Annotated in this window: 14 protein-coding genes; 6 read left to right on the forward strand and 8 right to left on the reverse strand. The window is 62.7% G+C overall.

Annotated elements, in window-relative coordinates; translation table 11 throughout:
• The first annotated feature begins 183 nt into the window (after window positions 1-183).
• Both argS and OXT71_19660 read left to right on the forward strand, forming a co-directional pair.
• On the forward strand, window positions 184-2214 hold the full coding sequence (argS, locus tag OXT71_19655) for an arginine--tRNA ligase (protein MDE2928605.1): 2031 nt from the start codon (window positions 184-186) through the stop codon (window positions 2212-2214).
• 2 nt (window positions 2215-2216) lie between these two features.
• On the forward strand, window positions 2217-3287 hold the full coding sequence (locus OXT71_19660) for a hypothetical protein (GenBank protein ID MDE2928606.1): 1071 nt from the start codon (window positions 2217-2219) through the stop codon (window positions 3285-3287).
• Window positions 3288-3332: 45 nt separating this feature from the next.
• Here the strand turns inward: OXT71_19660 and OXT71_19665 are convergent, their stop codons facing one another.
• The 8 genes from OXT71_19665 to ffh form a co-directional block, all read right to left on the reverse strand.
• The gene (locus OXT71_19665; protein ID MDE2928607.1) at window positions 3333-3974 is read right to left on the reverse strand and encodes a thiamine phosphate synthase; all 642 of its coding nucleotides are present in this window, start codon (window positions 3972-3974) and stop codon (window positions 3333-3335) included.
• On the reverse strand, window positions 3940-4182 hold the full coding sequence (locus OXT71_19670; protein MDE2928608.1) for a hypothetical protein: 243 nt from the start codon (window positions 4180-4182) through the stop codon (window positions 3940-3942). The genes OXT71_19665 and OXT71_19670 overlap by 35 nt, the downstream gene beginning before the upstream one ends.
• A 228-nt stretch (window positions 4183-4410) precedes the next feature.
• Entirely contained in the window at window positions 4411-4752 is a 342-nt protein-coding gene (rplS, locus tag OXT71_19675; protein MDE2928609.1) for a 50S ribosomal protein L19, read from the reverse strand.
• A gap of 10 nt (window positions 4753-4762) precedes the next feature.
• Window positions 4763-5467: a tRNA (guanosine(37)-N1)-methyltransferase TrmD gene (gene trmD, locus OXT71_19680; GenBank protein MDE2928610.1), complete on the reverse strand. Its 705-nt coding sequence runs from the start codon at window positions 5465-5467 to the stop codon at window positions 4763-4765.
• 59 nt (window positions 5468-5526) lie between these two features.
• Window positions 5527-6042, reverse strand: a complete 516-nt coding sequence (gene rimM, locus OXT71_19685) for a ribosome maturation factor RimM (GenBank protein MDE2928611.1) — start codon at window positions 6040-6042, stop codon at window positions 5527-5529.
• The gene (locus OXT71_19690) at window positions 6043-6273 is read right to left on the reverse strand and encodes a KH domain-containing protein (protein ID MDE2928612.1); all 231 of its coding nucleotides are present in this window, start codon (window positions 6271-6273) and stop codon (window positions 6043-6045) included.
• Between the two features lie 85 nt (window positions 6274-6358).
• Entirely contained in the window at window positions 6359-6607 is a 249-nt protein-coding gene (rpsP, locus tag OXT71_19695) for a 30S ribosomal protein S16 (GenBank protein MDE2928613.1), read from the reverse strand.
• A 43-nt stretch (window positions 6608-6650) separates the two neighbouring features.
• Window positions 6651-7982 (reverse strand): signal recognition particle protein, encoded by a 1332-nt coding sequence (gene ffh / locus OXT71_19700; GenBank protein MDE2928614.1) that lies wholly within the window; start codon window positions 7980-7982, stop codon window positions 6651-6653.
• A 289-nt stretch (window positions 7983-8271) separates the two neighbouring features.
• Between ffh and selB the strand changes: the two genes are divergently transcribed.
• The 4 genes from selB (at window position 8272) to OXT71_19720 (ending at window position 14195) form a co-directional block, all read left to right on the forward strand.
• Window positions 8272-10197, forward strand: coding sequence for a selenocysteine-specific translation elongation factor (gene selB, locus OXT71_19705; protein ID MDE2928615.1), 1926 nt, complete (start codon window positions 8272-8274; stop codon window positions 10195-10197).
• A 325-nt stretch (window positions 10198-10522) separates the two neighbouring features.
• On the forward strand, window positions 10523-11221 hold the full coding sequence (locus OXT71_19710) for a spondin domain-containing protein (protein ID MDE2928616.1): 699 nt from the start codon (window positions 10523-10525) through the stop codon (window positions 11219-11221).
• Window positions 11222-11382: 161 nt separating this feature from the next.
• Window positions 11383-12864, forward strand: a complete 1482-nt coding sequence (locus OXT71_19715) for a hypothetical protein (GenBank protein ID MDE2928617.1) — start codon at window positions 11383-11385, stop codon at window positions 12862-12864.
• 11 nt (window positions 12865-12875) lie between these two features.
• Window positions 12876-14195: a hypothetical protein gene (locus tag OXT71_19720; protein MDE2928618.1), complete on the forward strand. Its 1320-nt coding sequence runs from the start codon at window positions 12876-12878 to the stop codon at window positions 14193-14195.
• Window positions 14196-14272: the final 77 nt, after the last annotated feature.

Raw genomic sequence — 14272 nt, forward strand, 5'->3', positions numbered from 1 at the left:
CGGCTCGGCTCCCGTCTCCCGGCAGCTCAGGAATCGGCGGTTGGGAAACCGCCGCTCCTGGATGGGCGATTTCCTATTCGCCCGGCTCGGCTCCCGTCTCCCGGCAGCTCAGGAGCGGCGGTTGGGAAACTGCCGCTCCTGCGCCAAGGATGCCGCCCCTCCTGCGTCTGATATCATTGGCCCATGTTGCTGCGCCGGGCCCGCCAGAGCGAGGCGTTGTTCCGGGACTTCGTGCGCGAACGATTTTCCCTGGAACTGGGGTCCGCCGCCGCCAAATCCCCTCCCCGGATCGAGTTCGGGGACCTGGCCTTCGCCTTTCCCTTCGAATTGGCCCGGAGCCTGCGCCGGGCGCCCCGCGACATCGCCTCGGAGATCGCCGCCAACTTCCCGGTGCCCCCCTGGATGGAACGGGTCGAGGCGGCCGGAGGCTACGTCAACGTTTTTCTGAGGCGGGATCGATTCCTGGCCGATCTCCAAGACTCCCTCTCCCCATCGCCGGAACCGGCGCGCGGCCCGAAGATCATCGTCGAGCACACCAATATCAACCCCAACAAGGCGGCTCACATCGGGCACCTCCGGAACGCGGTCCTGGGGGACACTTTCGGGCGCCTGTTGCGCTCTCGGGGCCATTCGGTGGAGATCCAGAACTACATCGACGACACCGGCGTTCAGGTCGCCGACGTCGTGGTCGGATTCCGGCAGTTGCGGAAGTTGAGCCTGGAGCAGGTCCGGGCGATTCCCGAGCCCTTCGACTACTACTGCTGGGACCTGTACGCCCAGGTCTGCGACTGGTATGGACAGGAGGACTCGCGCCTGGAACACCGGCGCCGCACCCTTCGAGAGATCGAGGAGGGAGAGGGCGAGACCGGCCGGATGGCCGAGCACATTTCCCTCCGGATCGTGAACGCCCACCTGAGAACCATGTGGCGCATCGGCGTCCGCTACGACGTCCTTCCCCGCGAGAGCCAGATCCTGCGGGAGCGATTCTGGGACGAGGCCTTCGACCAGCTCAAGCAACGCAAGGCCATCACTTTCGTTTCGGACGGACCCAATCGAGGCTGCTGGGTGATGCGGCTTCCAGGCGAGAACGGTCAGCCTGCCGAGGAGAAGATCATCGTCCGCAGCGACGGGACCGTCACCTACGTGGGCAAGGACATTGCCTATCAACTCTGGAAGTTCGGCCTGCTGGAGAAGAACTTTCGCTACCGGGTCGTGCACCGTTATCCGGATCGGGACGAAGTCTGGATGACCAGTTCCGACGGAGCCTCCGACGTCGAGAAGGACTTCGGGCGCGGCCGGAGCGTCTACAACGTCATCGACGTCCGCCAGTCCTACCTGCAGCGGGTAGTGGTCCACGGCCTTCGCAGCCTGGGCCACGATGTCCCCGCCGATCACTCCACCCACTTTTCCTATGAAATGGTGGCTCTCTCCCTGAAATGCAGCCAGGAACTTGGGATCGAGCTCTCGGATGCGGATCGCGCCAGACCCTATGTGGAAGTCTCCGGACGCAGGGGACTGGGAGTCAAGGCCGACGACCTGGTGGACAAGCTGATCGAGAAGTCACTCCTGGAAGTGGCCGACCGGCAGCCGGACCTGACCCAGGAGGCGCGCCTGCGGATCGCCACCCAGATCGCCATCGGCGCCCTACGTTATTTCCTCCTCAAATATGCCCGCAACTCGGTCATCGCATTCGACTTCGGCGAGGCTCTGAGCTTCGAGGGAGAAACCGGCCCCTATCTGCAATATTCGGTGGTGCGCGCCAACAACATCTTCCGCAAGCTGCGCTCCCGGCGGGGCGGCGCAGCGCAACGGAATCAGGAGGGTCTGCAAGAGGAGGGGCAATTTCCAATCGCCCGTTCTTCACGCGCTACCGGAGTTCGGCGGTTGGAAAACCGCCGCTCCAAGGACCTTGGGGAGCACCCGGAACGATTCGCCGATCTGCTCGGGGACGATCAGATCTGGAAGTTGTTGCTTCAGGCCGGAAGGTCGGAAGGCGCCATCGAGCAGTCTCTCAAGACCCTGGAAATGTCCTACTTGGCCAAGCACGCTTTCTCGCTGGCCCAGATGTTCAACATCTTCTACCATAGCCATCACATCCTTTCGCAAAAGGACTCGCGCAAGCAGACCTGCTACTTGGCTGTTGCGGACACGGCACGCCGGGCCATGACTCGGTCTCTCGCACTCCTGGGCATTGAAGTTCCGGAAAGAATGTAGGCATGTCCTGCGTTTCCCAGATTCCGCTCCTGGCGTTGCTGGCATCGCTTGCCGGCGGACCGGCCTCCGATACGTTGCCGCGTCTGGAGGAGGTCTTCAGCGTGTCCGAACTGCGCCTCTATCGGGCGAAGAAGGACTACAAGTCGCACATGAAGCTTTTTCGGAAGGCCCTGGAGCGAAATTCCAAGCTTTTGTCAGCCTATGCGAAGAAGTCGGACCCCGGGGCCGTCCTGAAGGTGCTGGCGGACATGAAGGCCCTCTCAGAACATGCTCTGCGGGAAACCCCGGCCCGGGAGAAGGACGGCCGCTCCCGGGAAACGAAGCGTCTGGAAATCAGGGCGAGGCGCATCGTGGAGGCGATGGAGGATCTCAAGCTCGTCCTGCCGTTTGAATACCGGGAAGATATCGACGACTGCATCCGGTCTCTGGAAAAGCTGCGCAAGCACCTGTTGGGTCACCTGTTTGGCCGGGTTGCCCCGTCCGGCGCCTTCTCCGCACCCGGTATCGCTCACGGACTGCTGGCTTCCAAACCGGTGTCACGGGCGGTCTCCTTTGCCCAGTCCTCAGACGGTTTCACCGATGAGGAATACACCAAGATCCAAAGGGCGCAGAAACTGGACCGGCGAACCCGCGTGTTCCTGAAGATCGCGGAGGATCGTCTGGAGGCGCTGGACGAGCGCTGGACCCGGCTGACGGGGAAGGAACCGCCGGTAACCGGGAAAAAGCGGAAGAAAAAGAAGAAAAAGAAGAGCCGGAACGGCGAGGACGAGGGTCCGCTGGCGTTCCATGCCCACTGGGAACTGCTCCATGCCTATGAGCGGGCCATCGACGGCATCATGATCAACATCGACGAGAAGGCCAATCAACGGCGGCTCTCGGGCGAGGAGATCCACAAAGTCCTGAAAAGGTTCTGCGAGAACGTCCTCAAGTTCGAACCGCGCATGGAAACCATGGAGAAGCTGGCGGTCCAACTGGACGATGACGACTATTGGCTGACCCTGGAAGAGGCCAGGAAGACCACCGAGATCGCCCGCAAGGGATGCCGCCTGGGTCTGGGCGGCGACCTGGAATAGCCGGCCGGCGCCCGTCTCGTCCCGCGCAGACCGGTCTCGGATCAATCAGATCTCCGAATTCGCATGCGGTCCCTCGACCGCCCGCATCAGCCACGTGATCCCGGCCAGGCCTGCGGCCCCGCAGCTCGCGATGCGGTCCAAATCGGACTCCACGACCCCTCCCAGGGCAAATACCGGGATCTCGACGGAGTGCGCGATGCGCTCCAATTCCGGGAATCCCAGTGCCGGTGCGCGCGCCTCTTTGGAGAGAGGGTTCCGAACCGGGCTCACCAACACGTAGTCGGCTCCCTCCGCCGCGGCCCGCAACACGTCGTCACGGCTGTGAGCCGACTTGCCCAGGAGAAACGCCCGGGATCCGTACTGCTCACGGAACCGGATGGCGCACGACAGATCCTGCTTCGAAGTCAGGTGGCTTCCGCCGGCCCCTTCCTGAAGGGCCAGTTCCACGTGAGTGTTGACCAGGAACACCTTTCCGACCCGGCGCGCCAACTCGGCGCCCCGCTTCACCAGGGGGCGGGCCTCCGCCGGCGAGAGGTCTTTTTCCCGCCACTGCAGGGCGTCGGCCGGGCTGCCGAAAATGCGATCCAGATAGTCTTCAGGCGCCAAACTGGGAAAGGCGCCGCGATTTGAGATGCCGTAGAGGTAGGGGGGACTATGTCCTTGGAAAATATCGCTGATAATGGACAATTTCCCACGTCCCCAGGATCAGGTTGGCCAACCCCAGACCGGAAACCGCACCGCGAACGAAATTGTTGAGCATGATCAGCCGGAGCCAGGGGTAGAGGTCCAGGAGAGAGTTCTGGCTCCATTGTTCCCACCAGGGAAACAGGAGCAGAAAGATCCCGACCTCGAAGCAGTAGAGCACGTAGAGACCGAACAGGACCTTCTGAATCATGAACCGCCGTCTGACACTGACTGCGGAATCTCCCCGTGAACTGTCAGCAGTCCGTGTCCAAGGCCTCCTTGACAGCCCGTGGCAAAAGTCCCGCGAGCACCGAAACCGTAGATGAGCCTCCCGGTCCGGGCGCGGCGAGCGATCCCGCCAAGTGAATCGACCGGGAAGGAACGCCGGCCACGGAATCAGCGCGCAGGCGGAAGGGCGAGACGAGCCCGCGCCGGGCCGTCAGCGCTTCTCCCGGATCCTGGCCTTCTTCCCCTTGAGCTCGCGCAGATAGTAGAGCTTGGCCCGCCGGACTCGTCCTCTGCGCAGTACCTGCACACCTTCGATCAACGGGGAGTGGAAGGGGAAGATACGCTCCACACCGTAGCCGAACGAGATCCTGCGAACCGTGAAGGTGGAACCCAGCCCCCGCTTGCGAATGGCGATGACGACTCCCTCGAAGGGCTGTACGCGAGTCTTGTTGCCCTCCCTGATCTTGAAGTTGACCCGGACCGTGTCTCCGGGTCCGAAATCGGGGATCCCGTCCCTCAACTGTGACTGTTCAACCAGTTGTATCGAATTCATGACTCCACCCTCATCCTTTCGCCCTGCCGCAACTCGCGCCCGAAGCGAGCAAATCGGGCCTGCGATCCCGAGTACGTCTCAGAGCCTGTTCCTCTCGCCAGGAACGGATCTCTTTATGGTTCCCCGACAACAGGACCTCGGGGACCGCACGATCCCGGTAGGTGGCCGGCCGGGTGTACTGAGGATAGTCCAACAACCCGGTGGCAAACGACTCCTGCTCCAATGAAGCCGGCTTGCCCACCACGCCCGGAATCATTCGCACGATCGCGTCCACTATCAGCAGGGCCGGCAGTTCGCCACCCGTGACCACGAAGTCTCCCATGGAGATCTCTTCGTCCACCAGATCATCCAACGCCCTCTGGTCCACTCCCTCGTAACGTCCACATATGAAGGTCAGATGGGATTTCCGGGACAATTCCACCGCCTTCTCTTGCGTGAACCGGCTTCCCTGCGGACTCGGATAGACGACCCAGGGCTTTCGCCGGCCCCGGCGACATCGTTCCACCGCGCGGAACAGGGGTTCGGGCTTGAGCACCATGCCCTCTCCGCCTCCGTAGGGCCGATCGTCCACGGTTCGGTGCCGATCCGTCGTAAATTCCCGGAGGTCCACCAACTCCAAGCGAAACAAACCCTTTCGGATCGCCTGATGCAGGATACCGTAATCGAAAAATCCCTGACACATCCCGGGGAAAATGGTGATGACGTCGACCTGCATTTCAGAAGCAACTCCTGCAGACCGTCCCGCTGGTCCGCAGTCAAACGCCCCGCGACGTGCTAGCCCGAAGGAGCCAGTCCCGGAGGAAGGTCCACCTGGATGACCCCGCGGTCCAGATCCACATCCCGAATGAACGCCCGTGCCAACGGGATCATGAGCTCCCCATCGTTTTGGTCCCGGATCACCAGATTCACGCCTTCGGAACCGGTTCGAAACAATTCGACCACCGTGCCCAGATCGTGTCCTTTCTGCTCGACGCTCAAACCCAGGAGATCAGACTCGAAGAAGGCCCCTTCCGGGAGCGGCATGCGCTCCTCCAAGGGGATCTGGACCTCCCCCCCGATCAGTTCCCGGACCTGTTCGGGCCGTTCCCTGCCCCGAAACTTCAGCAGCACGCGGCCCTTGTGAAAACGGGCCGACTCGATGAACTCCTGGTACTCGGCGCCGGGAAGGGCCACCCGGACGTCGTTCGTAGAGGAGAATCGCTCTGGGAAGTCCGTCAGAAGCTCGGCGGAAACCTCACCACGTATTCCCCTCGCCTTGACGATGAGAGCTATGGCTATGAATTCAGTCAACTACTCGAGGATTTCCAGGACGAACCTTTTGCGCACCTTCATTCCGGCCGCTCCCAACAACGTACGAATGGCACGGGCGGTTCGTCCGTGCCTGCCGATGACCTTGCCAAGATCATGCTGGGCGACCCTCAGTTCGAGCACGGTGGTCTGTTCCCCCGCCACCTCGGTCACTCGAACTTCTTCCGGATCATCGACCAGCGTCTTCGCTATCATCTCGACAAGCTCTCTCATAGTTGCCTCCTGGCAGTGCTGCCGGGAGCCCGTGACCGGCGCCGTTATGGCGCCGGCACGAAGCTGCTCGTGACCATCAACCGACTCAGGGTTGCTCTTGCCGGCGAACCCTGCTGATCAGTCCGGTGACCGTTCCCGAAGGCTGAGCCCCCAGATTCATCCAGTGGTCGATTCGCTCCAGGTTCAAGCTGAGACGAACCGGTTTGAGAGCCGGATTGTAATATCCCAGGATTTCAAGAAATCGCCCGTCCCTGGGACTGCTGCGCTCAGCCACCACAACCCGGTAGTGGGGATCCTTCTTGGCGCCGTGTCGACTTAACCGTATTCTCAACAATCGATTACCTCCAACAAAAACAGTATTTTATCAAAAAGAGACTCTAGACGGGGAAGCCGATGCGACTCCGGGACCGGCCCAGAAACCCCCGCTTCATACGTTTCATCATGGTTCGAGCCTGCAGGTACTGCTTCAGGAGGCGGTTGACGTCGGACACCGTCCGGCCGCTGCCGCGGGCGATCCGGCGGCGCCGGGAGCCCTTGATGATCCGGGGGTTTGCGCGCTCCATGGGAGTCATGGAATTGATCATGGCCTCCATGGCGTCCAGTTGCTTTTCTTCGAGCTGGACCTGTCCCATCCCCTTGAACATTCCTCCCTGCGGGAGCATGCCCATAACCTGTTCCAGTGGTCCCAGCTTGCGGAGCTGGCGCAATTGGACCCTGAAGTCGTCCAGGGTGAATTCATCCCTCCGGATCCTCTCCAGAATCTTCCGGCTGTCCTGCGGCGTCACCGCCGCTTCAGCCTTCTCGATGAGGCGGAGGACATCCCCCTGGCCCAGTATCCGGCCGGCCATCCGCTCCGGATGAAAGGTTTCGAAGGCGCCGTAGTCCTCACCCGTTCCGATGAATTTGATGGGCTGACCCGTGACGGTCCGGATCGAAAGGGCCGCGCCGCCGCGGGCGTCCCCATCCATCTTGGTGAGGACCACGCCGGACAGATCGAGCCGGTCTCCAAAGCTCTTGGCCGAACGGACGGCATCCTGACCCGTCATGGCATCGGCGACCAGAAGAACTTCGTGGGCCCCCACTCCGGCCACGATCTCCTGCAACTCGATCATGAGCTCCTCGTCCACGTGGAGGCGCCCCGCCGTGTCGACGAGCAGCGGGTCGAATCCCATGTTTGCGGCCCGCTTCCTGGCCGTCCGGGCCCGGCGAACCGGATCCCGGGCCGGGGGGTCCTCCACCTCGATCCCGATGGCGGAGCCCACGACCGAGAGTTGATGGATGGCCGCCGGGCGGCGGACATCCGTCGACACCATCAGGGGCCGCCGGCCCTTGGCTTCGAGCCATCGCGCCAGTTTCCCCGTCGTGGTCGTTTTGCCGCTCCCTTGCAGACCGACCAACACGATAACCGTCGGCCTTCGAACTCCCCTGGTCAGCTCGGCCGTCTCCGATCCGAGAAGGCGAGTGAGCTCCTCGTTGACGATCTTTACGACCTGTTGACCGGGGGTGAGGCTGCGCATCACTTCCTGTCCCAAGGCCTTTTCCCGGATTCCGGAGATGAACGACTTGACCACGCCGAAATGGACGTCGGCCTCCAGCAGGGCGATGCGGATCTGGCGCAGCGAGGCATTCAGGTGCGCCTTGGAGACGCGCCCCTCCCCCTTGAGGTCCCTCAGAATCTTCTGCAGCCGTGAAGACAGGTTCTCGAACATGACGTCAGCCTCGAACAGTCGCCTCCATTCTATCGCGCCTGTCAAAACCGGGCCGGTCCCGGCCGAACGCCGCCACGCCGGGCGTTCCGAATTGCGAGCAGCCCGTGGCAATAGTCGTCACGGCATTCGACCGCGTCTGCATCCCGCCGGACGGCGTTGCTCCTCGGTCACATATTCCCGATATGCTCCCTCAGAGCGCCTTGTTCGGCGGGCGCAGTCCCGGTCTCGGTGCTCGCGAGACTTCTGCCACGAACTGCACGTCTGCGGGACGAAATCGGAATTCCCGGGAATGAGAGACTTTCTGGTTGGAACCGCCGGTCACATCGATCACGGCAAGACCACCCTCCTGAAAGCCTTGACGGGCATCGACGCCGACCGCCTGGAGGAAGAGAAGCGCCGCGGGATCACCATCGACATCGGCTTCGCCCACCTGTCCCTGGGTCACGTCCGTATCGGGTTCGTCGACGTTCCGGGGCACGAAAGGCTGGTCAAGAACATGCTGGCCGGCATCGGCGGCATCGACTTGGCTCTGCTCATCGTCGCCGCCGACGAATCGATCATGCCGCAGACGCTGGAGCATTTTCACATCTGCCGGCTCCTGGACATTCCCGCAGGAATCGTCGTCCTCACCAAGTGCGATTCGGTGGAGCCGGAACTTCTGAACCTGGTTCGGGAAGAGATTCGAGCCATGACCCGGGGCAGCTTGCTTGAAAACAGTCCGGTCATCGCCGTGGACAGCATCTCGGGGAGCGGGCTGGAGCGACTGAAACAGGCCCTGCTCGATCAAGCTCGAGGACCCGGTCGGAATCGTGGCTTCCGGCAGGAACGATTGATCCGGCTGCCGGTGGACCGGGTCTTCACCAAGCGGGGATTCGGGACGGTGGTGACCGGCACCCTGACCTCGGGAATCATCGAGCAGGGAGACGCCGTTGCCGTCTATCCTTCCGGAAAGAGGGGCAAGATCCGCCGCGTCGAGATCTTCAACCGCGAGGCTGCCAAGGCGGTGGCGGGCCAGCGGACCGCATTGAACCTCTCGGGACTGGGAAAGGACGACCTGAACAGGGGGATGGTCCTTTCGCGGCCCGGAGGTCTTCGGCCGACTCGTTCTCTGGACGCCTCGATCAGCGTGCTGACGGACGCGCCGCGCCCGCTGAAACGAAAAACTCCAGTCCGATTTCACCACGGAAGTGGACAGTGGCACGGCCATGTGTATCCACTGGAAGGGAAAGAGGTGGCTCCCGGCCGGCGCGCGATGGTTCAGTTGCGACTCCATCAACCCGCCCTGTGCTGGATTGGAGACCGGTTCATTCTCAGATTGGACTCTCCGCCCGTCACCGTCGGAGGCGGAGTGGTGTTGGACGACCACCCGCCCCGTCACCGTGCCCGGAATCTCTCCGGAGCGCTGTCGGCATTGAAGGCGCTTCATTCGGGACTGGAAGCCACCTGCCGCGACACGGACCGGATCCGGCTCGAGTTCCTGGTTCGCTCCAAAGGGGAGCCCGGGATTGACATCGGCGAGTTGGCCGCCCGGACCGGCGCGCCGCGGAGGCGATTGCTGGAACACCTGCGGGAGCATCGGGATATCGAGCTCGTGCCCCAGGAGCCGTCTCTGGCAGTGACGCGGGCAGCCCTGCGAAGTCTGCAGGAATCGATGCTCTCCTACCTGAACGATTTCCACTCTCGAAACCCGCTGGCCGCGGGCGTCTCCAGGGAAGAGCTTCGAAACCGGTTCCTGAGGTCCTCCAGTATCGACTACTTCCAGTTCCTGCTGCAGCGGCTGGAGCAGCGGGAACTGATCCGCATCGACCGCTCGATCGTCATGCGGCGAGATTGGGCGCCCCGCCTGAATCCGGCTCAGGAGGGAGTGCGGCGGTCCATTCTGGATGCTCTCCGGAGAAGTTTTCCCCGGCCTCCGAACCTGACGGAGCTGAAGCAGCGGCTGCACCACCCGCCGTCCCGGACCGAAGAGGTCTGTTTCTTCCTGATCCAACAAGGTGATCTGGTCCGGGTCGGCGGGGAATTCGTCTTGACCCCGTTTCAAATCGACCGTCTCAAAAACGAACTCACGATCAAGTTCTCTCCCGGCCAATCGTTTTCGGTCCCCGAGTTCAAGGACTCCCTGGGGATCAGCCGCAAGTACGCCATCCCGTTTCTCGAGTACCTGGACCGGGAGGGAGTCACCCGGCGCCAGGGAGACGGAAGAGTCGTTCTTTAACCACCCGTGGCAAAAGCCGGCACGGCATTCGACCGTCCCTGCACAGGCGCGGACTGCGTTGCTGCAGGTCTGCGTTAAATCCCTCCTGAACCGGAGCTGAGCCTCATTTCTCACCCGGCGCAAAAAGTTCATAGACTGAAATTGTGCACAGTGCAACGGTAAGGATGTGGCCGCAGACTTGTCGAACCGGGCGGCACCGAACTTCCCGCCCGCACAACTCCCAAGACGCACGGACTCGATGTTCCGCCGCGTTACGGGCCAGGTGCGGGTCTGGAGGTCCCGGGCTGCCCATGGTCAAAAGGTAAAGACGAAAAAGGAGAATCCAATGAAATTCAGGATGAATTCCATTTTCACGGTCTGCATCATTGTGTCTCTCGCCTTGGCCTCCGGCGCCACCGGCCTCGCTCAGGACACTTTCCAGGTCACAGTCCACAACCTGACCGGGAGTCAACTCATCACCCCGCCTTTGGTCGTGGTGCATGATTCCTCCACCTCCCTCTTCACGGTCGGACAGCCCGCAAGCGCCGAATTGGCGACGCTGGCGGAAGAGGGAAACCCCATGCCGCTGATGGAAGCCGCGATGGGAATGGAGGGAGTATTCGATACCGGAGTGGCCTTCGGTCCCGGAGACCCGCCGGTCATTCCCCCCGGCGAGTCCGCCAGCGTGATGGTGGAGGCCACGCCCCAGTACAAGTGGCTTTCGGTCGTGGGCATGCTGGCGACGACCAATGATTCATTCTTTGCAGTCAGCAGAGTGGAGCTTCCGGTGCGAGTGGCTTTCTACTTCCTCGGGCCCCGCTCCTTGACGGTGAGCGCCCCGGCCTACGATGCAGGAAGCGAGGCAAACTCCGAGTCGTGTGACTTCATTCCCGGCCCTCCCTGTGGAAATCACGTCCACGATCCGGCCGAGGCCGAAGGCTTCGTTCATATCAGCAACGGGGTTCACGGAGCCGGCGACGTCAATGCCGCCGATGCCGACTGGCGCAATCCCGTAGCCCGAGTGACGATCACCCGGGTCGATTGAAACGCCTGACGGCGGCGGAATGATTCCGCGCTCACGACAGGGGCCGGCCCATTCGCCGGCCCCTGTCTTCCCATGAGAAGAGAATTGAACATGGAAGCCCTCCGGGATAGCCTGGACCGCGAAAGGGGCGGCGAGTCTCCTTCTTCAACGGAGGTTTGGACATGAGAACAGGCAGGTTGGCGGCAGCGGCGGTTTCGCTGGGACTTTCAATGGTGGAGGCTTCGCCCGCCGGGCAGGACAAACCGGAAGGGCCCATCGATATCGGTTCCCGCCTGGAACTGTTCGTCGACGACTTCCTCATCGAATCCATGGACGGGCTGGAACTTCGACTGCAGCGCCCGCGGTCCGCCGGGAAAATCGTGGTCTTCGACCGGCCCTGGGAAGGCACCACCAGCGTCTACCACACCGTCTTCAAGGATGGAGACGGCTATCGCCTCTACTACCGGGGCAGCAGCGCTGCGGACTATGCCGACGAGGCCCAGTTGAGTCCGGAGGAAAAGATCGTCCCCAACCACGAATCGGTGACCTGCATGCTGGAGAGCCGGGATGGGATCGAGTGGACCCGGCCCTCTCTGGGCCTGGTCGAGTTCCAGGGATCCACCGACAACAACATCGTCTGGAAAGGAATGGCATCCTGCTGCTTCGCTCCGTTCAAGGACGACAATCCCGATGCTCCCCCCGAGGAACGCTATAAGGCATTGGGCAACGCGGGACCCGGATGGCCCAATCACGTCCTGAAGGCGTTCGTCTCGGCGGATGGAAAGCAGTGGCGTCTCGCCAGCGAGGAGGCGGCCATCAGCGACGGCAAGTTCGACTCGCTGAACGTCCCGTTCTGGGACCCGGTCCGTCGCCGGTACGGGGCCGTGTACCGCGACTCCGACGGAGTCCGCAGCGTCAAGTTCGCCACCTCCAAAGACTTTCTCAATTGGACTCCGGGAACCTGGGCCGACTACGGCGGCACTCCACGCGAGCACCTTTACACGAACGGGACACAGCCCTATTTTCGCGCGCCCCACATCCTGATCGCGCTCCCCAAGAGGTTCGTCCCCTGGAGGACGTACCATTCCACCATGCCCACCGCCGGAGTCTCGGAAGCGGTCTTCATGAGCAGCCGCGACGGCATTCACTGGGACCGGCGTTTCATGGAGGCGTTCATCCGCCCGGGCCGGGATCCCCGGAACTGGGTTCACCGGACCAATATGCCCTCCGCCGGCGTGGTTGCCACTTCCGATGACGAGATGTCCCTCTACGTGTCGCGCCACTACACCTTTCCCAGCGCCCACCTGGAGCGGATGGTGCTGAGGACCGACGGCTACGTCTCCATCCACGCCGGCCATGAGGGGGGAGAATGGGTCAGTCGTCCTCTGATCTTCGAGGGCGGAAATCTGGTTCTGAACCTTGCCACCTCCGCGGCGGGCAGCATTCGCCTGGAGGTGCAGGATACGAAGGGCCTTCCACTCCCCGGGTTCGCGCTGGAGGAATCGCCCCTGATCTGGGGGGATGAGATCGAGCACACGGTGAGGTGGAAACGCAAGTATGGCCGGCCGGCCTCGGACCAGCCCCTGAAGAGGATCGCCGGCAAACCGGTTCGGCTCAGGTTCGTCATGAAGGACGCGGACCTCTACTCCCTCAGGTTCAGGTAGCTGGAGTCCCGGTGAGTGTAGAAACCAGGGACAGCCGCCGCCGCTTCAGCCGGCTGCTGGCGGGCATTCTGGCATTCGGCTGCCTTGGCGCCTCCCCCAACTCCCTGCGCATTGCCCGGCCGGAGGAATCCGCAAATCCCGGCTCGGCCGCGGACCAGTTGCGCCGATCCACCGAAACGGTCCTGGCCAGAGTCAGCGCGATTCGCAACCTTCCCGCCACAGGCTCCGTCGACGTCGGGCTCCGAAGCCGCAACGAGATTCGCCGCTACGTCCTCGCCCGAATGGCTGAAGAGTATCCGCCCGAGGAACTCGATCTCGACCGGCGCCTTCTGGTGAAGCTGGCCCTGATACCGGAGTCTCTGGACTATCGCAGGACCCTGGTGCGACTGCTCACCGAACAGGTGGCCGGTTACTACGACCCCAAGGCCCGGACCCTGCATGTCGCCGACTGGGTGCCGGTCCAGGAACAGCTCCCGGTGATGGCCCATGAGTTGGCCCATGCGCTCCAAGATCAGCACTTCGATCTGGACAAGCTGCTGGAGGGCGTCGAAGGGAACGAAGACACCACCCAAGCCCATGTCGCCGTGGTGGAGGGAGAGGGCCTGGGACTCATGTTGGAATACGTTCTGGAACCCGCGGGAATGAGCTTCCTGGACATTCCGGACATCGTCCAGATGCAAAAGGACCAGATGGCGAACGCCAGCCAGAGCTATGACGTCTTTCGGACGGTTCCCGCCTTTTTCCGGGAGGCGCTGCTCTTTCCCTACGTCCAGGGGGCGCGATTCCTTCAACACTACGTCAGGCGCCACGGTTGGCCGGGTGTGGACCGGCTTTACGCCGACCTGCCCCGGTCCACGGAACAGATTCTCCATCCGGAAAAGTACGAGTCCCCGAAGGATGAACCGACTCATGTGGAACCCCCGCCGCTTCCCGCCGGCCTCGGGGGGCGCTGGGAGCGGATCTACCGGAACGTCCTGGGAGAATTCATGTTCCGGCTGATCCTGGACCAGTTCCTGGAAGCGGATCCGGCCCGGGGCGCCGCCGCCGGCTGGGACGGCGACTCGGTCCAGCTTTTTGAGGGCGCCGAAGGAGAGTTGGCGCTTTGGATCCGTTCGGTCTGGGACACCGAACAGGACGCCGCCGAGTTCGTCGAGGCCTACGAAGACCTCATCCGGCTCAAGTACGGTCCGGCCGGTCCGCGGGAGGACCCCGACGGGGCGCCCGCGCGCCGTCTCTGGAGAACGGAAACCGACGTCCTGATTCTGGAGCGGGCCGGTCTGCGTGTCGACCTGCTGGAAGCCACCTTGCAGGGTCCAAGCGGCCATCCGTGAGCGGCCGGCGATTTGACAGTGTGGGAGCCGGAGGATTAAGATTCGGTCATCGAATCTTGATTTTGGATATCTGAGAG

Source organism: Acidobacteriota bacterium (genome assembly GCA_028874215.1).
GTDB lineage: Bacteria > Acidobacteriota > UBA6911 > RPQK01 > JAJDTT01 > JAJDTT01.

Bases quoted from the DNA above. Each gene is read 5' to 3' on its own strand.
- argS (MDE2928605.1), top strand. From the start codon at position 184: ATGTTGCTGCGCCGGGCCCGCCAGAGCGAGGCGTTGTTCCGGGACTTC.
- OXT71_19660 (MDE2928606.1), top strand. From the start codon at position 2,217: ATGTCCTGCGTTTCCCAGATTCCGCTCCTGGCGTTGCTGGCATCGCTT.
- OXT71_19670 (MDE2928608.1), bottom strand. From the start codon at position 4,182: ATGATTCAGAAGGTCCTGTTCGGTCTCTACGTGCTCTACTGCTTCGAG.
- rplS (MDE2928609.1), bottom strand. From the start codon at position 4,752: ATGAATTCGATACAACTGGTTGAACAGTCACAGTTGAGGGACGGGATC.
- trmD (MDE2928610.1), bottom strand. From the start codon at position 5,467: ATGCAGGTCGACGTCATCACCATTTTCCCCGGGATGTGTCAGGGATTT.
- OXT71_19690 (MDE2928612.1), bottom strand. From the start codon at position 6,273: ATGAGAGAGCTTGTCGAGATGATAGCGAAGACGCTGGTCGATGATCCG.
- ffh (MDE2928614.1), bottom strand. From the start codon at position 7,982: ATGTTCGAGAACCTGTCTTCACGGCTGCAGAAGATTCTGAGGGACCTC.
- selB (MDE2928615.1), top strand. From the start codon at position 8,272: ATGAGAGACTTTCTGGTTGGAACCGCCGGTCACATCGATCACGGCAAG.
- OXT71_19710 (MDE2928616.1), top strand. From the start codon at position 10,523: ATGAAATTCAGGATGAATTCCATTTTCACGGTCTGCATCATTGTGTCT.
- OXT71_19715 (MDE2928617.1), top strand. From the start codon at position 11,383: ATGAGAACAGGCAGGTTGGCGGCAGCGGCGGTTTCGCTGGGACTTTCA.